The organism is Sulfitobacter sp. HI0027 (assembly GCF_001634775.1).
Lineage (GTDB): Bacteria > Pseudomonadota > Alphaproteobacteria > Rhodobacterales > Rhodobacteraceae > Sulfitobacter.
On sequence record NZ_LWER01000253.1, the window covers coordinates 1 to 21,937 of the forward strand.

Consider the following 21,937-nt stretch of genomic DNA (forward strand, 5'->3'; position numbering starts at 1 on the left):
CGTGTTGCCAAACTTCGAGAACCCGAAATCGCGGTTCAGCCGATGGGGGGCTTTTGTGGCATGGGCCAGCTCATGGGCCCAGACCCCGTAGAAATTGCGCGGGTCCTGAAACCGCGTGATGGACGGCATGTAGACCTTGTCCACGGGGGGCAAATAGTACGCCTCCGTGCCCGTGAAGACGGTTGTGATGTCGATGGCATCGAAAAACGCTTGCATGTGCGGGATGGGCTCGGACGGCGGATGCTCGGGCACGGGCTCCGGGTCAGGGTAGAAACTGTCGGGCAAGCCCTCGATCTGGCAGGCATTGAACACGCGGTAGGATTTCTGGAAGCGGAAGATGCGGGCTTCCTCGGAGTGATCATCCCCGCTGCTACGGTCGTCCTCGCCATCGGCGTCTTTCCGGCTTTGGCCGTAGTAGACAACGACAGAGGACTTCTCGCCTTTGCGCACCTTCGCGTCCAAGGCATTGGCCTGAGGCAGCGTCATCCAGAAGGGCGAGCTGTGGCCCGCCATCACGGTGCGCATCGTCAGCAGGAAGTTGTTGACCCCCTGGTAGGGCTCACCCCCCACGCGCAGGGGGCGAGAGCTGCCGCCTGCGGTCCAGGGCTTTCGCCAGGGCAGGACGCCGCGCTCAATGATACGGATGATTTCGTTTGTGATGACCTCTGAGGCATCGAATTTGGGCGTACGGGATCGGGCCATGGCTGGCCTCCTTTTCGAGTTTTGGTGAGAGGGAGTGGTGACTAGGTTGACCGACAGGGGCGCGGATCGTTGGCGATCCTGCCACCGAGGGCTTCGACCATGTCGATGTAGGTGGTCAGCGACACGGACTTGCCGGGACCCGAAGAGTCAGGGTCGACCGATCCGTCCCGCGTCACCCGCGGCAGGTTCGCGAAGGCGATGACATCGGTGACGAGTCGGATATCGATGAACGGCGTGCCACGTGCGACCGCAAGAGTGGCCAAGGGAAAGCGCTCAATCGGCGCGAAGGTCGACACGGTGGTCCAACCAAGATGGAGGAATGTCCCGCCCTCTCCGCAGATCACGTGCGCGTTTGGCAATAACGCCGCCTGCTTCAGATAGCCGAGATCACGCAGGACGGTCTCGCGCTCGAGCCGTTGTGCCTGCCCCGTCTGGCCGGTTCGGCGTAGTTCCTTGTGTCGCCACCACGAGGCAGCGCTCGCGCGCAACACGCGCAAGACACCTGTTTGCATGGGAATGCCCTTCATCAGGAACGGCAGACCGGAACCCGGCCCGGACCCATCTGAGGGATCCCAAAGGCCCTCATCCGTCAGTCACAAAACCCGAAGAACACTTTCACTTTTCTCGAGCATTGACCCTGTCCTGGCCAATTTCAGCGGGTCCTCACCACACCGCGCCATGCCTGCGTTTTTGTCGAAGCCATTGATTTGGAACAGCAGAGGCATCTGCGGACGCAAAATCGGCAACGGGAATCGGCAAAATCTTGCACAAGGTGCTAAATTATCGTTACTTGGCAGATAGTTAGCAGATTCAGCAGATCGGCAAGATATTTTCTACAGCCCTGCCTACATCTGCGGATGCGTAACATCTTTTAATCTTACCCTCTTACCCTCTTACGCCGCTTGCCCGCTGAGCCTGCCATAAAAGCTACGCTCAAGATGCAGCTCCCCTGCCCCGGCTTTCTCGACCATGCCGCGCAGATATCCGCCTGGTGAGGCAACCTCGCCCGCGCTGTGCTTCTCGAACACAAGTGCAAACGCAGCCGTGGCCACCTGAGTGCCCATTCGGTCCTGAGCCACGTTCCAAGCATGCTCCGAAATCCCGATCATCGGCCTGAGTTGCCCGGCAACCCGATGCAGATCGCCCCAATCCTTCAGGAATCCGCCCATATTACGCGCCCAGGACGCGAACTCTGGACAGGCCTGCATGATTGTTTGCAGGTCAAGCGCGGTTCGCTTCTTGCGCACCTCTGCAACCCAGTCTTCCAGTTCCCCATCAACCCGCTCCTCGGGTCGTGCATTGGGCACGACATCCGCCGCTTCCTCTTTTTCAGAGGAATTACTAGTTACAGGAATAAGTTGATTTGTAATTAGTATATGAGGTTCAGAAATGACCTCCCTGGGGTTCATTTCTTGAGTCTTCTTTATAGCTTGGGCGTCATTTTTGTCGGTGTTTTCCACAGGGTTTATCGCACCAGTCGCCTTGAGATAGGCCGCCTCGACTCGTTCCTGAAGTTCCTTGAACCACGCCAGTAGTCGCTCCAGTTGTTCAGAGGCGTGATGGCGGCGCGGAAGTCGGTCCAGAAGCTCCTCGAAGAGACCCGTGAATTGCGTCCAGGGCCCGCGCAACGCGCCGCTTACCGCCGCCTCGATCCGCGCGCGGATCATCCGGCGCGCAACCGTGATCTGACGCTTCAAGCGCTGGCAGAGCTCGCGCTCGGCCTGCAACTCGGCCTGCAGCTCTTCAAACTCCTCGACTCGAGCCGAAAGCGGCGACAGATCGAAGCCGTAGGCCTCGACGATACGTCCCTCAGCGTCTCTGCGGCCCCACCGCTTGCCATTCGGGCTATCCTGGAAAGAGATCACACCGTTCTCTGCCAAACGCCGCGCATGACGCTTGAGTGCCGACAGAGAGAAGCCGGTCTGTTCCATCAGATAGGCGTTAGAGGCCCAGACGATCGGGCGCTGCCCCTCCTCCCAGTCCTGGGCCTGCGTGAAGGCCCCCAGTGTATCGAGGAGCATCATGTCGCCGGCCTTCAGACCTATATGCGCTCCAACGCGCTTGAGCGCAACAAATGCCCGCGTCTTGGGTACTGCTACCCGTTCACCGGCTTGGGCAAGCTGCTCAGCAACTCCAAGACCCGGTGTCGGCTTGCGCCAACCTGTATGTTTCATGCCTGTATCTCACCTCCGGTTGTGTGGAGGCAAAAGAAAGCCGTTCGCTCAGAAGCGTTCGTCGTTGACAGTGAATCCTGTGAGACTTATCTTGAAGGTGACCAAACCATTAAGATCAGCTCTCAGGCCACACCGCTTGGGGGCTTTTCTTTTGCCGTTAATTCACTTGTCGTTCCTTTTTTGCTCCTTGCCTCATCGTTCCGAAGAACATCTCACCAACGCTGTCTTCAGTCGGTATCCTTCTCCGTGTCTTCGACGTTCAAATAGCTTGCGACTAAGTCTCCAAGCTTTTCGAGACGCTCTTGGTCAATCGGCACTCCTGCAACCTTGATTGATAGGTTTCCATCGACGGAAGTGACCGAAAGATTTCGGTTGCCCACCTTGCGCTTTACGGTGAGTTTTTGGGGCTTTGTCTTTGGTTTTGGCTTGGCTTTGTTCGTTCTCTCCAAGCTCGCTAAGGCACCCTGTAAATCACGAAAGCTCATGTCGTAGACGCTCTTGAACGTGTTCAAGATTTGATCCTGCGCAGCGAAAACGGACCGTGCTCGCGAGACTAGGCTCTCATGCACACCAATTTTCTTGGCGAAGGCCACAGCTGTCAGTTTCTCTTCGCCAGAAGCCAGCGTCTCATACATTTCACCAATCGAAACCAATCGCTCAAAAGGGCTGAGATTCTCGCGCTCCTCATTCTCGCGAAACCGGAGAAACAACATTTCAAACTTGCTGTTCTCAGCGTTTCGCGCGTCAGGCGGGGCAAGTATTGCACGAAGGGGTACACCGAGCTCTGACGCGGCAGCCAGTCGGCGGCGTCCTGTCAGCATCACGAATGGAACCCCCGCGATATTCGACGGGTCCAACGGATCCGGCTGCCAATCCGGATCCTCCGGCCACACTAGAATGGGCGTGTCCTGCCCGTTCGAAGCGATGCTGTTTACCAAAGACCTAAAGGCTTCCTGGGACATCCAGTCTTGTCGGCGGTCGGTTCCCATTGGATCGGAGATTTGATCTGGCGACAGGCTTATCTCATGGCGACCGTTGAGGATATCCAAACAAAGCTCGGCTCTGCTTCGCTCTACTGCAGCTTGCGACTGCGCAAGCGCTCCTGATTTCCAGGCACTGCCGGCCCCCTTGAAAGGAGTCGAAACAGCATCACTCGATTCTGTCCTGCCTTCGGAGCCGCTCGCACGTTCCTTGTTTGTATCGAGATTGGTAGCCTTGCTGACCAGCGACCTTGGAATACTGCGTTTCATGCTTCACCCTCGCCGTCATCTTCATAGAATTCGTCCATCCAAGTATTGGCGTAGCCACGTTCGAGTCCTGGCCAGAGTCGCGATATTATGGCGTCGTTCACGGCATCGGCATTCGTGATGAACCGGTTGATCCCCTTGCGCTTTCCCGGCGTGTCTGGCTCGTATTCGTATACGGACTGATAGACGTCCGAAGCGTTCGAGATCGCGTCGGAACGCAAATAAAACACGGGCAGAATTTCCGTGGGGCAATGTTCTAGCAGGTTTCCGATGTGGTTAAGATCCTGCGCATTGGACCGTTGAACGATCGTTGGCAACAGCATGTTCGCACCGGTTCCGATCTCGATCCTTTCATGGGCCAGGATGTGCTGAAGCATCCCAAGCAGGCCAGTCACAAAGGTCGACAACGTCGCAATGTCGAACCCCTTCATGGTTTGCGGTATGACCAGTGAAGTAGACGCAATCACGTTATTCAACTGGAACAGTGTGAGCGCGGGTTGATAGTCGATGATGATGACATCCAGCGTCTCCGCTAGTGCGGTGTCGAGCCGCTCCTGGTCGACCTTGCCGTCGACTACCAATTCGTTGGGTGGCGTTTTCGGTGGGTGGCCCGCTTTCCAGCGGTCGATGGCATCGCGTAGGTAGCGGTAAAAGCTCTTTCCGGCGGGGGCTTCGCGGACAAGCCGCGCAATCTGGATCTCACCCTCGGATGTTTCGCCGTGAGCTGGAAGCAGGCGCAGGCCTGGCCAGGAGGTCTTGAGAAGGAAGCTATCGAGCGTTTGCGCATCGTGGTCGGTATATGGCGCGTCTTCCGACTGAAAGAGTCCAGCAAAGTCCACCATAGATGCGGTGTTTTCGTCGGGCATTTGGGGAAGGCCCTCTCCCCCGACGAAGTAGAGCGTTATTGTACTTTGCGGGTCAGCATCCATAACACCGACACGCATGCCGTAGTGCAAGCTGAGATACTGGGCAAAATGCGCGGCGCTCAGACTTTTGGCGGTCCCGCCTTTCTGGCTTGCAAACGAGATGACGGGCAAAGGTGCGTCAGGCTTCCGCCAGGCCAGGTAGTCGTACGGCCGCTTTGCCGAGGCTGCCAGAAGGGCCCGCATGTGCATCAATTCTGAAAGCGTGAAAACACGCTCTCTTCCAACATATTCTCCTGCGGGAAAGTCATCGCTCGAATTGGCGAACTTGGTCAGATACTGAATACTCACATTGAGAAACCTAGCGCACTGGCGCATGGACCAGGTTCGCTTGATGCGCTGACGCAAGGTGAGTTCCTTGTTCACTGCCACCATCGTGCGCTCAAGCCCACGTGACAGATCCGTCAAAAACTGTTCTAAACTACCGCTCATTTATAAGCCCTGACTTCGGTTGGGTCCGAGTTCGACTCGATTCTGCTTCAATGGTAGCACGGTTCTGAGCAAAAGATAAAGATACCACGCGCCTATAGTTTTCAGGCGCTTATTTTGAGGCTCAGTGGCTCCAGAAACTCCAATCTTGAACGCGTTCAAGATTGGAGTTTAAGTCGGCTGACCAGAGCGAAGCCGATCAACCATGCATGTTTCACGCCGCGTCTTTCGGACCCCAGGAGATGACCGTCCTAGTTGGTGGCTTTGCCCATGTTTACGTTGAAGCCGTGATCACAGATGCTCACCGTGAAGTAGCCAGCGCCGGTCTCCCCTTTCTGAATCTTCTAGATGCCGCCGCACTCGGTCAGCTTGCCTCACGGGGAGCGTCCGGCGACGCGTTGCGCGAAGGCCGTCCTGTTCGACCTCCCGACGGGTTCGATGGTAATTTCCAGGTCGGAGGTAAAGATGGAGATTGAGCCGAAGCCTTTGGCGGTTTCGTTGTCGGCGCTTGTGAAACTGATGCAGCCAGAAGGGCAGCTGCGCGGTTGACCAAGGCCTGATCACGCTGGATGCGAAGCGCCGCATAGAAGGGTAGGGGAGGAAGATGGGCCACAGCCGTTGTAGACGGGGCGGCCGCTGCGATGTGTATTCCATGCAACCGGTACGCACCGGGAGACCTGCGGGGACCGGAAAAAATCCCACAGGGAAATGCGCGGCGTACTTAAAACTGAACAAAACAAGTAGACCCCTTACTCTCGTGCACGCGCGCAACAAGCGTTGCGCTATAGTGCTCTCAACAGCCCGATCCCTTGCTCAAGAGGCACTGCACGAACGCCTTCGGCCACGGGGACGTCATGCTCTCCGGCGTAGATCAACATCTTCCGGCTGGCCTTGATGTCTTCCGCGCCCACATAGAACCCGCGCGAGACCTTTGGCGCAGTCGTGCGCTTGATCTCAACGGCCCAGATGTCGCCCCCAGGCAGGCGAAGGACCAAGTCAAGTTCAGCTCCGGCAGAAGTGCGATAGAAGAAGGGTTCGGTGCCGGTTGGTGCAGCGGCAAGAAGGGCCTCGATACATAACCCCTCCCAACTGCCGCCAACGACGGGGTGCCCGAGCAAGCCCTCGATTGTCCCAATGCTTAACAGGGCATGCACGACCCCGCTGTCGCGGACATAAACCTTTGGCGATTTCACCAAACGCTTGCCGACATTCTCATGCCAGGGCTGCAGTCGCCGCACCAGCATGAGATCAACGAGCAGATCGAGGTAGCGTCCAATCGTTTGGCCGGAGACGCCCAGCCCCTCGGCGAGGGCTGCAGCGTTCAATAGACCACCTTGCACATGCGCAAGCATTGTCCAGAAGCGCCGCAAGGTTGCGGCTGGAATACGCGGTCCGAGTGCAGGGATGTCACGTTCCAGATATGTACGCAGAAAATCCAGACGCCAATCCATGCTGGCTTGATCGCTTGAAGCCATGAAGCTGTCAGGAAAGCCACCACGCAGCCAGAGCGCATTCAACTGATCAGCCCCCACCTCGGTAAGCTGTAGAGGGGGCATTTCGATATACCTGACACGTCCAGCAAGGGATTCTGCCGACTGTTGGAGTAGGACGTTGGAGGCTGATCCCAAGAGCAGGAACTGGCCCGCTCGAAAACCGGCCCGCCTGCGCTGGTCGATCTGACCACGCAGGCTCTTGAAGAGGCCAGGCATCTGCTGCACCTCATCGAGGATGACGAGTTTTCCCGCCTGTTCATCCAGATATAGATCCGGTTCGGTCAGGATCTGCCTGTCCGCATCTCGTTCTAGATCAAGGTATACCGATGGTTGCTCCGAAGCTATGTCTAGAGCGAGCGTGGTTTTCCCAACCTGCCGGGGGCCGAGGAGGACAACAGCAGCTTGGCTCTCGAGCGCGGATTGCACAAAGTGATGAGTTTGGCGCTTATACATACCTTGCAATTACTCCACACGATGGAAGATCTGCAAGGATAAACTGCTTAGCAGGTAAAGTTGCCACTTAATTGGAGATGTCGCATGATGTGACGAACAGGCTTAGCGTCAAAACTCACTCATATCATCCCAAGCCGCTTCGCCCGCTCCAGCAACATCTTCACTGATGATGGCTGCCAGCTTGTCCGGCCGCGGGGTGTGCGCTCACGCATGTTCTCCAAGCGGGCGCAGATGGCCTGAAGCGTAATGTCGGGATCGGCGCCCTTGATACCCGCGACGATGGCGGGCAGGCGATCATCTCGCGCACGCGGGCCCGCGCGATCAAGCACGGTCGCGGGGAGGAACCCATCGCGGACATAGGCGTTCACAGCGCGCAGCAGACGGCTTTGCGTCCAGCGCCGGGCCTCGGGTAGGGGGCCGTTGATGATGCGCACCAGATCTTCCCAAGCCAGATCGGGACGCAGCCGACGCACATGGGGCACCCAGTCCTGCGCAGTTTCATTCAGGCGTTCTATATATCCGTCCTGTCGCGCCAGTCGGACCTTGCGTAGCGCAGCCGGATCCCGGGCGCGCAGGCCAGGGTTTCCGCCGACCCGCCCCTTTGTTCGTGCGCTGGCAAGCCCAGCCTTGGTCCGTTCACGGATCAGGGCGCGCTCGAACTCGGCTGCTGCACCCAGAACCTGCAGCGTGAACTTGCCCTGCGGGGATCCGGTGTCGATCGGGTCCTGAATCGAGCGGAAGAAGGCGCCCTTTGCTTCCAGCCGTTCGATCACCTCCAGCAAATGCGACAGCGACCGCGCAAGCCGGTCGATGCGCACCACCACCAGCGTATCGCCCTTGCCGATCCGTTCCAGCAGCCGCGCCAGCACAGGCCGCGCACGATCACCGCCAGAAGCCTGTTCCTCATGGATTTCGACACAGCCCGCTGATTTCAGCGCCTGCGACTGGGGCAGGGGGGTCTGATCCTCGGTCGATACTCGCGCATAGCCTATCAACGGCATCAAATCCTGCCTTTTGCAGTTTAGGATACGGCTAATAAACGACCGAATGAGCGCGCGATCAGAGACCGGCAGCCTTGGTCAGGTTCACCCGGAACCGGTCGCGGCGCCGCTGGTAGCGGCGGGTCATCTCGGCGGAGGCGTGGCCGAGCTGCTTTTGGACATAGCGTTCATCGACCTCGGCCGAACTGGCGAGACCGGCGCGCAGGCTGTGGCCGGAGAAGAGGGCGAGGCGGTCTTTCTCGGGCAGGTCGGATCGGATGCCGGCATCCAGGACCGTGCGCTTGATCAGGCGCGCCACATGTTTGTCGTTCAGCCGCGTTTCAGATGCGCGTTTGCCATCGCGCGAGATTCCCACAAAGACCGGCCCGAAGTCGATCTTGGCAAAGTGCAGCCATTGCTCGAGCGCATGGACGGGGCAGGTCTGATCCTTGGAGCCGCGGCCAATCTCGACCTCACGCCAGCCGGTCTTGGCATTGAGAGTGAGCAGGGCACCTTTGTCAAATATCTCGATCCAGCCGCCGGAATCCGGCGTGTCATCCTTGTGCACATCAAGACTGACGATTTCCGAGCGGCGAAGGCCTCCGGCGTAGCCCAAGAAAAGGATGGCCCGGTCCCTGAGCCCGCGCAGGTCGTAGGGCAGGGCGGCCACCATCGCGAGGATATCCCCGGCTAGGATCGCTTCCTTCTGTACCGGCGGGCGGCGATGCTTGCGCTTGATCCCGGCCAGCACGGTAGCGATGTGGCGGTTCTTGCGATCGAGGGTGAAGCCGCGCTGCGCATAGTTCCAGGTGAGGCCCGAAAGGCGGCGTTCGATGGTTGAGACGGACAGGGCCGGGGAGGGGCCCGAGCCGCTGGCCAGATCGGCAAGGTAAAGCCCGATCATCTCGGGCGAGGGGGGCAGGGGCTCTGCACCTGTCATCCGGCACCAGCGGGCAAAGTGGGCCCAGTCCTTCGCATAGGCCTTGAGCGTGTTGTCCGAAGCCGCCGCGCGTGCGTAGTCGCGGGCGGTATCCACCAGCCGGTCGATCGTGCCGGAACCGGCGACAGAGGAGGGGAGTGTCAGAGACTCGCTGGACGTCGTGGGTCTGCCCTCGTCCCCGTTGGATGAGGGGCCATTTGGTGCCGCTGAGCGCGATTTTGTCGGTTTGCCGGAGTTTTTGAGACTGCGTTTCATCTGTTTTCAGTGCCTTACTCAAAATAATGGGATGAGACTGAATCGGAATTTGTGAGATTGGCGTAAAATCTGACCGGAGTTCGTGAGACCAGATTGCAGTCGTACAGATCATGTCATTCGGGGGCGGCTTTTTCGTCATCATCGCGCCGGATATGCGCTTGTCCTTGTTTTATTAGGTATTGTGCGGCAAGTCTCAAAAATTCCGATTCATCCAGTCTCAAGAACATCGCTCCGGAATCTTATGAACCCCGGCTCGGTTTTTAAGGAAGCGTTTGAATCTCATCAATTCCGGTCATCCGACACTGTTATTCGTAGGACTGCTCATGTTTTCGAGCATATCATTTTTACGCCCGATAACGCAAGGTTATCGGACGTCATGGCAAAAGATAGAGTGAGGCGTTTTCTGTGCTATTTTCTGGAGCAAAGCGCCGCGATGGTTTAGGCTTCAGTCATGACATTTGCCCGACCGGAACACTCCATCGACACAGACACTCTACCCCGGATGCCCGCATGGGTCACTTCGGCACGTCCTGAAGCCTTTGAAGATGTGGCGTTTTTGTCGGGCGCGGCGCTGAACCACCTGCATCTTGTGTTGGGACTCGAAGAGGTCCCCAAAGCCTTGTTGCGGGATCGGCTGGCGCTGCGAGCGGCCGAGGCCTGTGTCGGGTTTTCTGGTCGTCTGGAAAGAGCCCCAGAGCTGCGCGACGCGATTCATCTTCTGCGCCCTGGCGATCTACCTGGCCCGGCAGGGGAGACATATCTTTCTTGGCGTCGCGCCGCTGAACGACCGGTGTCGGTCAAGGCTCTGGGCCGAGCCTTGCCGGCCTTCGAGTCGGGCCAGATCGCGACGTGGCTCGATGCGGGGGAGGGGGCGCCGGTCAAACGAGCAGCACTGGTGCTGGATGCTGTCCTGACGGAGGCACCCCGTGCCGAAGTCCCGGCGTTGATCCTCGCGGACGCCGCCCTCGCCCAGGCGCTTGGTTGGGATCATGTCGTGCCGCTGCTGGCCGCGGGTTTGAAACGCACAGACCTGCGCAAGCGGGGTGACGATTTGCGCCTGGCCTGTCATCGCGCGCTCATCTCATCGACCCGCGAGGCGGTGCGTCTCGCCGCAGACCTCGCGCGGCGGACGGCGCATCTCAAAGCGGTCGCACCAAAGCTTCGGGCAAAGGGGGCAGGCGACGCCGTCGACATGTTCCTGACCCGCGATGCGGTGGCACCCGGTGCCCTGCCCTTGCCGGACCGCGCCGCGCGGCGTCTCTGCGACCGGCTGGTTGACCTCGGGGCGGTGCGCGAACTGACTGGCCGCGACACCTTCCGGCTCTACGGAGTCTGAGCGATGGTCAAGGATGGACTCGACACCGAGCTTGACCGCGAACTATCCGACCTGCCGCCGGAGTTGCGCTGGCGCGAATGGATGCGCCGGATCGAGGCGGTGCTGTTTGCCTCTGCCTCGCCTGTACCGCGCGAGGATCTGGCGCGCATAGTGGGGCAGGGGACTTCGGTTGATCTGCTGGTCGAGGATCTGGCCGCCGATCTGGAGGGGCGGGCGTTCGAGATTGCCATGGTCGCAGGGGGGTGGATGTTCCGGACGCGGCCCGCTTACGCGCCTGCGATCCGCGCCGCAGCGGATGTCGGGGACCAGTTGCTGGACCTGAACGAGTTCGACGTCGCGATTTTAGCGGCCATCGCCTACCACCAGCCGATCACCCGCGATGCGCTCAAGGACGTCTTCGGCAAAGAGATCAGCCGGGACCTGATCGGGCGGCTGCATGCATACGGTCTGATTGGAACTGGGCCGCGCGCGCCGCGTCGTGGTGCCCCCTATACCTTCGTGACCACAGACGCGTTCCTCGCAGCTTTCGGGCTGGAGAGCTTGCGCGACCAGCCAGACGCTGAACAGCTGAATGACGCTGGGTTGGCGGCACGCGTCTGAAACCCGCCTCGGACCCTCAAAGCGCTTGCCGCGTCTGATGGAGCCGCGCGGTCGCTTCAACGAGATCTGCCAAATTCGGACCAGCGGTGGCGGAGAAAGGCCCAGCTTTGGGCCGAGGCAGGACGACTGCGCTGAAGGATAACACCAGACCGCGCCAGGCTGGCGCAGCCTGAAGTTGTAAAGGTAGGAAGACCGCACCTAGTCTTGCACCACGGTCCTCTTAGCACCGCAACGAAGGTCAGATTTTCACTCTGAGTATTGTCCTGTTCCCGACCGCAGCGAACTTCCGCTTCCCGCCGTTCTGTGGAAAAACTAACGTTTGCAAATGCAGAAATAGTTGTTCCAAACCCGGCGCGAGCACCTTTCCTATCAGGCTTTGCGCGTTTGCTGCGGCGCAGGAAAGATCTTCGCCAGTTTCCGGAGGTTTTGGGCGGTTGCGGCGAGGAGGAATTCGTCATTTGCGCCGCATGGACCGCGTAATCGCAATCGTCCCAGCCCGAGGATGCTTTTGAGGTGCGCGAAGAGCATTTCGACTTTCTTTCGCAGCCGCATCGAGATGACGTACTGTTTGGTTTTGGCTATGTCACGGGCGACCTGTCGGGCATCTTCATGTTCTTCACGGGTAATCTTTCGCGCATCGGCTTTCGGGCAGCACTTCATCTTCGATGGGCAGGCCTGGCAGATGTGTTTCAGAGCCTGGTATTTGGCAACGCCCTTGCCTGTGGGTTTCCGGTTCGGATCTGAGTAGTTGCGCCGGAACTGCTTGAGCGGTTCACCTTCGGGGCAGATGTATTGGTTGTTCTCTGGATCCCATTCAAAGTCGGTGCGGGACCATGTGTCGCGTTGCCGTTAAATCTGAAATATAGAATCCAATTAAATCAATGACCTCCCTTTGCCATTAAATGTGATGTTTTGCCCTTAATTGCGATTTTGTTACCCATACTCTGAGACAGCGCACAAGCGGAGCCAGATCAGTAATACATAATTAAATCATATTGTTAGCTTGGTCATCTCATATTTATGGGTGAGATTTTGGGAGCAAAAGGACCGCCAAAGCGTTCTGTCTCATCGTTAAGGGTAACGCGACACCGGTGCCAGCCGCGCCGCCGTCCAGCGCAAGCTAGCCTGGATGGAAGCGCGAGGCTTGATCCGCGAAGTGACAGGGCAGGGGCGGTACAGGATGTGGCGCGCCACGAACTGAAGTCCGCAGCAATATGCACGGCCTGAAGCAGATCCTCTTCAATTATTGAGGCAGATCCCCGTCAGCGAACAGGGTGGGGCAAAGTCGCTCTCGGTAGTCGAGAGGAAACGCCAAATGCACGGGCGTCTTCGGCGAGCGGATGACAGGTAGCCGACTGATGTTAGCTTGCTCAGCGTGTTGCGCGCCGTGGGCTCGGAAGTCTTGAGGACGATCTGCGCCTCTCTGCGTTCCAGCGCGCCATACCGAAGGACCGCCCAGATGAGGTCGGGCGCAGGGCTGTCACCAACAGTATCTTCGACCAGACGCCGATAACGTTTTTCGAGCCCGCCTAGGTCAAAGAGATTGGCCGAGAACGTGATCTGATCCAGCGCAACCTTCAGGAACCATTCGCAATATGTCTTCGGGACGGCTTCGGACAGTTTATCCCGTCCGTCTCGATCGCCGCGCCGAGGGCTGTCAGCCATCGCATCATGCGTTTGTACTCGCCCCGGCCCGTCAATCCGCGCGCCACCCCGCGCGAGACAGGCCACAACCCTTGGCCGCCAATACCAGCCTCGAGCGCCATGACATGTGACATCAGGCGGCTTCAAAAGGCGTGTACTATTTCCGACACTAATGCGGCGGTGTTTTTGACATTAAATTTACGCATGAGGCGTGCACGATGCACTTCAACTGTCCTATGTGAAATGCTCAGGGACACGCCGATTTCACGCGATGTTCTACCGTTAACAAGATGGTGTGCAACCTCACGCTCACGCGGGCTGAGATCCACAGAACGGTAGGTTTTGTCCACGATTTTCTCGAAGGACCAGATCATCATTGAAAAGGGGTCTTCGGGGGACAGTGTTGTGCCCTTGGCCCGGACCCAGAAAATCTTTTGATCCCAAGCCTGCATGAAGCGTTCATCTTCGTAATATGTATCACCACTTGCGCGCATGCGCTTTTCGCACCGGGCGCCGATCTGGTCAAAATCGGCGGTCGAAGGATAAAGCCGTTGGACAGAACGGTTCACCAGATCCGCTCTGGAATAACCGAACATGCGCTCAATCGCCTTGTTTACCTCGATGAGGCGGCGGTGACGCACAACGATCTGGGCAACAGGTGATTCCTGAAAGCCGATGGTAGCTGCTTTTTGCGGGGAAGAGATATCAAACATCAGGATTTTCCACGTATTAGATTACGTAGACATACGTATCATATTACGTAGTTCTACTGATAGATTGTAATTTGCATAATGTTAACCTGATTTCGAAAGCAGGGAGAGCATCATGACCACCGGAGTTTCCATCGTCGGGAGTGGCCACACAAAATTCGGCCGTTTACAGCAGAACCTTGAAGAGTTGATCATTTCTGCAACCCATGAGGCCGTCGAACAGGCTGGCGTTGATCCTGCGGATATTGACGCGGTATTTCTGGGGCATTTCAACTCCGGCATGGTGTCGGACGGTTTTGCATCCTCCCTGATCCATCAGGCCTATCCGCAGTTGCGGTTCAAGCCGGGTATGCGCGCCGAGAATGCCTGTGCTTCCGGATCTGCGGCAATCCATGCGGGGATGAACGCTATTCAGGCTGGCAAGGCGCGTACCGTACTTGTCGTCGGTGCAGAAAAGATGACAAGCCGATCCACAAAAGAAGTGACACAGGCACTGGCCGGTGCGGGCTATCAAAATGATGCGGCCGAGGCGGCACTCAGCTTTCCACAGGTATTCGGGGTGGCTGCGCACGAGTATACAGAGCGTTTTGCAAGCCCGCTGGATGCTATGGCGCGGATAGCAGTTAAAAACCACGCAAATGCAATGTCCAATCCGCTGGCGCATATGCACAAGGAATTCACCTTCGAGCATTGCAGCACGGTTTCCGAAATGAACCCCGAGATTGCGCCACCGCTGAGATTGACGGATTGCTCGTTGGTCACAGACGGTGCTGCTGCGCTGGTCCTGACCACAGATGAGAACGCAGCGAATTTCCCCAAATCAGTGGGCGTGCGTGCGGCTGTCCATGTCAGTGACTTCTTGCCCATGACACGCCGTGACTTTCTGGCTTTCGAAGGCCCTGAACGTGCATTTGCCCAAGCCTTCGAGGCGGCGGGTGTAGCACTGGCTGATATTGATTTCGCCGAAGTCCACGATTGTTTTACCATCGCGGAATTGCTGACCTATGAGGCGATGGGCCTGACGCCCAGAGGGCAGGGGGGGCGCGCGCTCGAGGAAGGGACTGTCTACCGTGACGGTGCGCTTCCGGTGAACCTGTCCGGCGGCTTGAAGGCAAAGGGCCATCCTGTCGGTGCGACAGGCGTGTCGATGCACGCACTGGCCTTCCGGCAACTGACCGAACAGGCCGGAGACATGCAAAAGCCCGGTGCAAACCTGGGGCTGGTGTTTAATATGGGGGGCTCGGCAGTTGCCAACTATGTCTCCGTTCTGGAAGCACGCAAGGTCTGAATCGGCATGAATATTTCAGGATGGCTGTTACAGACTGCGCGGATTTCTCCAGATGCGCCCGCAATCCATTTTGGTGCGGATCTGCATGTAACGTACAGTGAATTTGCACAGCACAGTGCTGGCATGGCCCAATACCTCAGCGAAACGCTGGGCGTGACCAAGGGGGATCGAGTCGCATTGTTCATGCGCAACCGTCCTGAATATCTTGAGATCCTGCATGCCGTGCTCTGGCTTGGTGCGATCGTTGTGCCTATCAACCACAAGCTGCATCCGCGCGAAGCCGCCTGGATCATCGGCGATGCCGAAGCACTTGTTGTCATTACAGAAACGGGCAGTATCTTTCCTGACGCGGCAGATCTGGAGGGCGAATGCATTGAATGCGGAATGCATGATCTTGGTCTGATACAAGCAGTCAAAGAGATGTCATCACTGTCTGCGCCTGTTCAGGTATCCCGTGATGATATCGCATGGCTGTTCTACACATCCGGCACAACGGGTCGCCCCAAGGGGGTGATGATCAGCCATGGCAATATCATGGCAATGTCACTGGCCTATGCCATGGACGTGGATAATGTGTCCTCACAGGACAATTCCCTTTATGCAGCACCCATGTCACATGGTGCCGGTCTGTACCACTTCCCCGTCTTGCGGGCAGGGGGGTGCCATATCATCCCGCGGTCCTGTGGGTTTGATCCTGCCGAAATTGCAGGGCTGGCACGCGACCTCGGTAATCTTGTTTTCTTTGCCGCCCCGACAATGATAAAACGCCAGATCTCCCATGCCCGCACGTCGGGATATGACGGCGCCGGCATCAAGACAATCATCTACGGTGGCGGCCCAATGTATCTGGCAGACATCCAAGAGGCGCTGAAGCTTTTTGGCGCGAGATTTGTGCAGATATACGGGCAGGGCGAAAGCCCTATGACAATCACGGTTCTGCCACGCGCACAGGTTGCTGACACTGCGCACCCAAAAGCCAATCTGCGCCGCGTCTCTGTCGGGTTTGCGCAGGCGGGCGTCCAGGTGCGTGTTGTAGATAACGCAATGCGCGATATGCCTGTGGGCGGGGTCGGAGAGATCGTGGTTGCGGGAGAGACGCTGATGAAGGGCTACTGGCGCAACGAGCGCGCGACTGCGGACACCATTGTGGACGGCTGGCTACGCACAGGTGATCTGGGGTCCATGGACACGGACGGCTTTTTAACTCTGTCCGACCGTTCCAAGGACGTCATCATTTCCGGCGGAACGAATATCTATCCGCGCGAAGTGGAAGAAACTCTTCTTGCTCATGCAATGGTTTCAGAGGTCTCGGTGGTGGGCGTTCCCAGTCCTGAATGGGGCGAGGATGTGATTGCCTTTGTTGTGCTGGAACGCGATAGTCCCTGCGACAGCCCTCAACTCGATACATGGTGTAAGAGTCGGATGGCATCGTTCAAAAAACCAAAAAAATATTACTTTGTGCAGGACTTGCCCAAGAATAGCTACGGGAAGGTTTTGAAAACCAGCCTGCGTGAACGTGCAGCACTGGATCTGGAAGCATAGCAGCAGGCATGAGCCTGCGTGCAAAACAAGGCCTGTCCAAACCGGACAGGCGCAAAAGGGAGAGAGATATGAAACGCAGAACCTTTATCAAGACCGGAGCCGCCGCAGCATCGGGCGCTTTTGTCATGGCAGCCCCTTCGCTGGCGCTTGCTGCCACATCGCTGAAGTTCGACAGCTATGTTTCCGATTCCGCAGGTCCATCCTGGATCGACCGCTGGTATCTTGACGAGCTGGAAAAGCGGACCGAGGGCGAAGTGACCATCCGCCGCTACTGGTCGGGCTCACTGAACAAGGTGGGCGAGCATCTTGGTGCCGTACGTGACGGCACCTCCGAGATGACCCTGATCGCCCCCGGTTATTATCAGTCAGAGCTGCCGGTCACACGCGGTCTGGAATGGTATTTCCGGATGAACCGCGCGGATGCGCTGCAGCAGGTTTGCCGCGATGTCTACGAACAGTTCGATCCGCTGCGCGCCGAATGGGAAGAGCGTCACCGCTCCAAGGTGCTGTATTGGACCAACTGGAACTATGCGCCCCTCATTCTGCGGACCCCGATCAATTCGCTGGAAGATATCAAGGGCAAGCGCATCCGGGCCTACGGTGTGTCTGCCGATGTGGTCGAAGCGCTGGGTGGTACAGCTGTCGCCATGGCGGCGCCAGAGGTTTATCAGGCGCTGGAGCGCGGTATTCTTGACGGCGTCTATGGCTTCGACTTTGTAACAGCTATCGCTTACAAGCTGCACGAGATCGCACCACAGTTTTATGACATCGGGGACGGGCCGCACGCACCTGCAGCAACAATCATGAACAAGCAGGTTTATGACGGGCTGCCCGAGGATGTTCGCAAAGTCTCTGACGAGATCGTCGATGAAATATATGGCGGTAAATTCAGCACGATCTATGAGGAAGTACTGGCAAATTACGTGAAAACTGCCGAAGCCGAAGGTGTGACGCTCAGCACGGTGTCTGACGATCAAAAGGCGATGGCCAAGGCGCTGGTCCAGCCCGCACAGGTAAATTCATGGCTGGAGGGAACGGCAAAACCTGCGGGAATTGATGGCGAAAAAATGCAATCACTGATTGATGCCGCTATCGAGAAATATGATCCCCAGGCCACGCTCAAGCGGCCCTACGAGATCAGTCAGGCATCATGATGGGGTGTGGCGGTTGCACCATGCAAAGGATGGGATAATGCAGAGTTTGAACAGAGTCCTGAACTTTGTGTCCAATGTACTGGGTGCGATCGCCATGCTTTTTTTGGCGTTTCTGATGTTTGGCACAACGCTTGATGTGGCCGTGCGCGCGATCACCGGCAGCCCGATCACTGGCGTGTTTGAATTTACCGAGCTTGCTTTGGTGATGCTGGTATTTCTTGGCGCAGGCTGGGCACAGCGTGATGATGCCCATATCCGCGTCAATGTTCTGACAGACAAACTGTCCCCCAGGACCCGCACATGGGTTGTCGCCCTGTCCTGGGGGATAGGTGCTGTAGGTTTGTTGATCCTGGCACTCCCTTCTACCAACGAGGCGATCTATTCCGTGTCGATCCGCGAGTTCCGCTGGGGATATGTCAAGGTGCCGATCTGGTGGACGAAAGTCAGTCTGGCAGCCGGGCTCTGGTTTGCCTGTATCCAGATGGCAATCCAGTCTGTTCAAACCTTAATTTCCGGTGAGCCTGATCGCAAAGCGCAGGCCGGCACCGGCCACACCTGACATTAGGAATAGTAATGGATCCGACCCTTGCCCCCTATATTGCCGTGGGACTGATATTTTTCCTGATGGCGCTTGGCACTCCGGTTTTTGCGGCACTGGCACTGTCCGGCGCGGCGGGCATCATTCTGGTCGAGGATTTCAGTTTTCTGATGATCCGGTTGAAGTCGATTTCCTATTCGACCACGGCTGTTTATACCCTGACGATCATTCCGCTGTTCATTCTGATGGGCAGTTTCGCGCATCACGCGCAGGTCGGTAAAAAGTTGTTCGATGTGGCCAGCCGATGGGTTGGCCATCTGCCCGGCGGTTTGGCGATGGCGGCAATTCTGACCAGCGCGGGCTTTGCCGCGACGTCGGGCTCCAGCGTGGCAACTGCGGCCACGGTCGGTTCGGTCGCAATACCGGAGATGAAAAAAGCCGGATATGAGGGCAGCCTGTCTGCCGGCGCAGTTGCTGCGGGCGGAGTTCTGGGGGTTTTGATCCCGCCCAGTGTCCTGCTGATTTTCTATGCCGCGTTGACCGAAACATCGGCAGGAAAAATGCTGGTGGCCGGATTTCTGCCGGGCTTGCTGACGGCTGTCGTTTTCATGGTGGGTATCTACTTTATTGCGCGGCGCGGCACCATGCGCAATGCTGTGTCGCCGCGCGCGGGCTGGGGTGAGGCGGTGCGCGAAACCGGCAAGGCATGGCAGGTTCTGGTGCTTTTTATGGTCGTGATGGGTGGTATCTATCTGGGCCTTGTGACACCGACAGAAGCCGGTGCAGTGGGGGCATTTGTCGCCCTGATCATGCTTCTTATGCACCGCGCCAGCTGGCCCGGTATGATGGGGCGGATCGTCGACAGTTTCCGGTCGACCATAGATACAACTGTGATGATCATGTTTACCATGATCGGTGCTGCGGTTTTCAGTTACTTCCTGACATTGATCCAGGTGCCAAATCAATTATCCCAAGCTGTCGTCGGGTCCGGTTTGCCACCCTACCTGATCATTGTCATGCTGCTGTTGGTTTTTGTACCGCTGGGCATGTTTCTCGATGCATTTTCCATGATGGTCATTACCATTCCGATCATGTTTCCCACCGTGCAATCGCTGGGATTCGATCCGATCTGGTTTGGAATTCTGGCCGTAAAGATGTGCGAAATCGGGCTGATAACGCCGCCTGTCGGGCTGAACGTCTATGTCATCGCGGGGATCGACCGTGAAACACCTCTCCCGGAAATTTTCCGTGGCGCACTCTGGTTTGTGTTGATGGAGGTGGTCACGATCATGATCCTGTTTGCTTTCCCCGTCATCACTACTGTGCTGCCCGATTTGATGAAACCGTAACCTGAAAATACAAGAGAATAACCATGTTTTCATTTGAACAAGGTGCCGCAATAGTCACCGGCGGCGGTTCCGGAATTGGCCGCGCGACAGCACTGATGCTGGCCCGCACCGGAACGCCGGTGGCCATCGCTGACATTGATCCTATCGCAATGGATCAGACGGTTGCTACGATCACCGATCAGGGCGGTGACGCGCTGGCTGTGCGAATTGACGTGCAGGACAAAAAATCGGTGGAAGAGGCATTTGATAGAGTCGAAGCGTGGCACGGCCCGGTTACGATTTTGGTCAACAGCGCGGGTATCCTGCGCATAGACACCTTTGAGGACTTTGACTTGGATCACTGGAATCAGGTGTTCAACATCAACGTCACCGGTAGCTTTTTATGTGGCCAGCGGGCAGCCACAAACATGAGAAAGGCGGGATACGGGCGAATCATCAACCTGTCTTCGATAAGTGGAACGCGTGCTGGTGTAGGGCGCACAGCCTATGGCACATCCAAGGCTGCGATTTCGGGACTGACGCGTCAGATGGCGCTGGAACTAGGCCGTTATGGTATCACCGCTAACGCGGTAGCACCCGGTGCTACGGCGACTCCGATGACGCACAAAGCCTATACAGAGGAGACGAGGACGTCCTTGCTGCCCATGATCCCTGCAGGCTTTATTGCCGAGCCTGACGACATTGCTGGTGCAATTGTTTTTCTGGCATCCCAACAGGCGCGTTATATCAATGGTCATACCTTGCCGGTAGATGGCGGATATCTGGCCTCCGGAATGCTGCAAACCGGCTCTATCTCGCTGAATGAATAGGCGGCGCAGCTTATCGCGTGATGTTGACCTGACACCGGATCATCCCTGTGCAGGGCGTTGGATTTAGGCCCGGAAACCCAGCAGGCGTAGGACTAGCGAGATGGGCCATATTTTCTCTTAGTTTAAGCAGTTCTTGGTTCCAAAAAACCTGACGACGGACAATTAACTCAGGTTCGCAAGACAGGCTTATTTACACACCAAATGTCAGTAATCAGTATTGCTTCGATTTGCTGACTTTATAGTCTGAAGGAACCGACAATGATAAATCGTAGAAACCTGCTAGGGTCTGTGGACAATCATCTTGATGCTATGAGTGCTGCCACGAGGTTCCAACACGCCGCGTAGCTGCAATCGGGTTTGTCGTATCTTGTGGCTATCCCCCTGAACTCTTTGATCTTTGCGAAGTAATTCTCCACCAGATGCCGCCACTTGTAGACCTCCGCGTCATAATCGCGCTGGATTTTACGATTGGCTTTGGACGGGATCACAGCGGTTGCACCGCGCTGGTTTAGGTCTTGCAACAGCCAATCCGCATCGAACGCTTTGTCCGCGAGCAGTGCCTCAAATGAAACGCCCCTGATCAACGGCGCGACACCTTTCATATCATGCGCTTGTCCCGGCAGCAGCAGGAAGCGCACCAGATTACCGAGCGCATCCACCAAGGCTACGATCTTGGTCGTCAGTCCGCCGCGTGAGCGCCCAATGGCCTGAGCCTGAGTCCCCCTTTTGCGCCCGTTGCCTTCTGGTGGACCTGAACGATGGTGCCACCAATGAGTGCATATTCGAGGTCGGGATCACCGCTCATAGCATTGAAAAGACTTTCGAATATGCCTGACCGAGCCCATCGCCGGAACCGGCGGAACTGGCTGTTCCAGTGGCCAAAGGCAGGCGGCAGGTCGCGCCACGGCGAACCGGTGCGCACCCGCCAAAAGACCGCTTCCAGAAACAGGCGATTGTCCTTTGCCGTGACTCCGGCATCGCTGACCTTACCCGGAAGATGCAGTTCAAGCCGCTGCCACAAGACGTCCGACACCACAAACCGTTGCTCGTTCATTCAAACCTCCATTTTGGAAGTTTGAATCAGAGATTAGGCCCAATGGGAATCCTGAATGTCCACAGATGGAGTGGTTGCCGCCCTCCCCAGACGGCATCGCAATGTGCCAAGGTCGTGGTGTTGAAAGCCACACAAAGAGGAGGACGGCGAGATGAAGGATATGATGATCGGGGTCGATCTGGCAAAGAATGTTTTTCAAGTTCATGGGGCGCTGCACACGGGGGAGATTCAGTTTCGCAAGAAGCTGACGCGAACGCAGTTTCCCGTGTTCATGGCTAAGCAGGAGCCAAGCTTGGTTATCCTCGAGGCATGTGGCA

General features: G+C 57.3%; 18 protein-coding genes and 3 pseudogenes. 9 read left to right on the plus strand and 12 right to left on the minus strand.

The genetic code is table 11. The features are described from left to right. The 8 genes from A3722_RS15070 to A3722_RS15105 all read right to left on the minus strand — a co-directional run. Positions 1–702: ArdC family protein (locus A3722_RS15070; RefSeq protein WP_067916269.1), on the minus strand; the 702-nt coding region annotated here is incomplete at its 3' end. Between the two features lie 41 nt (positions 703–743). Next, a complete protein-coding gene (locus tag A3722_RS15075; RefSeq protein WP_067626093.1) occupies positions 744–1,229 on the minus strand; it encodes a hypothetical protein in 486 nt (161 codons plus the stop codon). Positions 1,230–1,595: 366 nt separating this feature from the next. Beyond that, on the minus strand, positions 1,596–2,876 hold the full coding sequence (gene repC / locus A3722_RS15080; protein ID WP_067626095.1) for a plasmid replication protein RepC: 1,281 nt from the start codon (positions 2,874–2,876) through the stop codon (positions 1,596–1,598). A 227-nt stretch (positions 2,877–3,103) separates the two neighbouring features. Continuing rightward, a complete protein-coding gene (locus A3722_RS15085; protein WP_067626096.1) occupies positions 3,104–4,126 on the minus strand; it encodes a ParB N-terminal domain-containing protein in 1,023 nt (340 codons plus the stop codon). Next, positions 4,123–5,478, minus strand: coding sequence for a ParA family protein (locus A3722_RS15090; protein WP_171046067.1), 1,356 nt, complete (start codon positions 5,476–5,478; stop codon positions 4,123–4,125). Before A3722_RS15090 ends, A3722_RS15085 begins: the two co-directional genes overlap by 4 nt. A 779-nt stretch (positions 5,479–6,257) precedes the next feature. After that, the gene (locus A3722_RS15095) at positions 6,258–7,421 is read right to left on the minus strand and encodes an ATP-binding protein (RefSeq protein ID WP_067626099.1); all 1,164 of its coding nucleotides are present in this window, start codon (positions 7,419–7,421) and stop codon (positions 6,258–6,260) included. Positions 7,422–7,540: 119 nt separating this feature from the next. Next, positions 7,541–8,422: a recombinase family protein gene (locus tag A3722_RS15100; protein ID WP_067626101.1), complete on the minus strand. Its 882-nt coding sequence runs from the start codon at positions 8,420–8,422 to the stop codon at positions 7,541–7,543. 58 nt (positions 8,423–8,480) lie between these two features. Beyond that, positions 8,481–9,596 (minus strand): tyrosine-type recombinase/integrase, encoded by a 1,116-nt coding sequence (locus tag A3722_RS15105; RefSeq protein ID WP_067626102.1) that lies wholly within the window; start codon positions 9,594–9,596, stop codon positions 8,481–8,483. A 451-nt stretch (positions 9,597–10,047) separates the two neighbouring features. Here A3722_RS15105 and A3722_RS15110 point away from each other — a divergent pair, with 451 nt between their 5' ends. Continuing rightward, positions 10,048–10,932: a DUF1403 family protein gene (locus A3722_RS15110; RefSeq protein WP_067626104.1), complete on the plus strand. Its 885-nt coding sequence runs from the start codon at positions 10,048–10,050 to the stop codon at positions 10,930–10,932. A gap of 3 nt (positions 10,933–10,935) precedes the next feature. Further along, the gene (gene scpB, locus A3722_RS15115) at positions 10,936–11,532 is read left to right on the plus strand and encodes an SMC-Scp complex subunit ScpB (protein WP_067626106.1); all 597 of its coding nucleotides are present in this window, start codon (positions 10,936–10,938) and stop codon (positions 11,530–11,532) included. 369 nt (positions 11,533–11,901) lie between these two features. Here scpB and A3722_RS15120 read toward each other — a convergent pair. The 3 genes and pseudogenes from A3722_RS15120 to A3722_RS15130 form a co-directional block, all read right to left on the minus strand. After that, a pseudogene (locus A3722_RS15120) lies at positions 11,902–12,381 on the minus strand (transposase); the annotation flags it as partial. 394 nt (positions 12,382–12,775) lie between these two features. Then, positions 12,776–13,319 (minus strand): annotated as a pseudogene (locus A3722_RS15125) (Fic family protein); the annotation flags it as partial. Beyond that, positions 13,320–13,889, minus strand: coding sequence for a LuxR C-terminal-related transcriptional regulator (locus A3722_RS15130; protein WP_236627434.1), 570 nt, complete (start codon positions 13,887–13,889; stop codon positions 13,320–13,322). It abuts the pseudogene before it with no gap. Between the two features lie 112 nt (positions 13,890–14,001). Between A3722_RS15130 and A3722_RS15135 the strand changes: the two genes are divergently transcribed. The 6 genes from A3722_RS15135 (at position 14,002) to A3722_RS15160 (ending at position 20,566) form a co-directional block, all read left to right on the plus strand. Then, positions 14,002–15,174, plus strand: a complete 1,173-nt coding sequence (locus A3722_RS15135) for an acetyl-CoA acetyltransferase (protein ID WP_067916273.1) — start codon at positions 14,002–14,004, stop codon at positions 15,172–15,174. Between the two features lie 6 nt (positions 15,175–15,180). Next, on the plus strand, positions 15,181–16,716 hold the full coding sequence (locus A3722_RS15140) for a class I adenylate-forming enzyme family protein (protein ID WP_067625001.1): 1,536 nt from the start codon (positions 15,181–15,183) through the stop codon (positions 16,714–16,716). Between the two features lie 68 nt (positions 16,717–16,784). After that, entirely contained in the window at positions 16,785–17,870 is a 1,086-nt protein-coding gene (locus tag A3722_RS15145; protein WP_067624997.1) for a C4-dicarboxylate TRAP transporter substrate-binding protein, read from the plus strand. A gap of 37 nt (positions 17,871–17,907) precedes the next feature. Continuing rightward, positions 17,908–18,429, plus strand: coding sequence for a TRAP transporter small permease (locus A3722_RS15150; protein WP_067624994.1), 522 nt, complete (start codon positions 17,908–17,910; stop codon positions 18,427–18,429). 14 nt (positions 18,430–18,443) lie between these two features. Next, a complete protein-coding gene (locus A3722_RS15155) occupies positions 18,444–19,757 on the plus strand; it encodes a TRAP transporter large permease (protein WP_067624991.1) in 1,314 nt (437 codons plus the stop codon). 23 nt (positions 19,758–19,780) lie between these two features. Continuing rightward, positions 19,781–20,566, plus strand: a complete 786-nt coding sequence (locus tag A3722_RS15160; protein ID WP_067624988.1) for an SDR family NAD(P)-dependent oxidoreductase — start codon at positions 19,781–19,783, stop codon at positions 20,564–20,566. Between the two features lie 296 nt (positions 20,567–20,862). Here A3722_RS15160 and A3722_RS23460 read toward each other — a convergent pair. Continuing rightward, a protein-coding gene (locus A3722_RS23460) for an IS5 family transposase (RefSeq protein WP_150120025.1) occupies positions 20,863–21,620 on the minus strand; the annotation gives its coding sequence in 2 pieces (ribosomal slippage) (positions 20,863–21,284 and positions 21,284–21,620; 759 coding nt in all). Positions 21,621–21,771: 151 nt separating this feature from the next. Here A3722_RS23460 and A3722_RS24015 point away from each other — a divergent pair. Next, positions 21,772–21,937, plus strand: a pseudogene (locus A3722_RS24015) (IS110 family transposase); the annotation flags it as partial.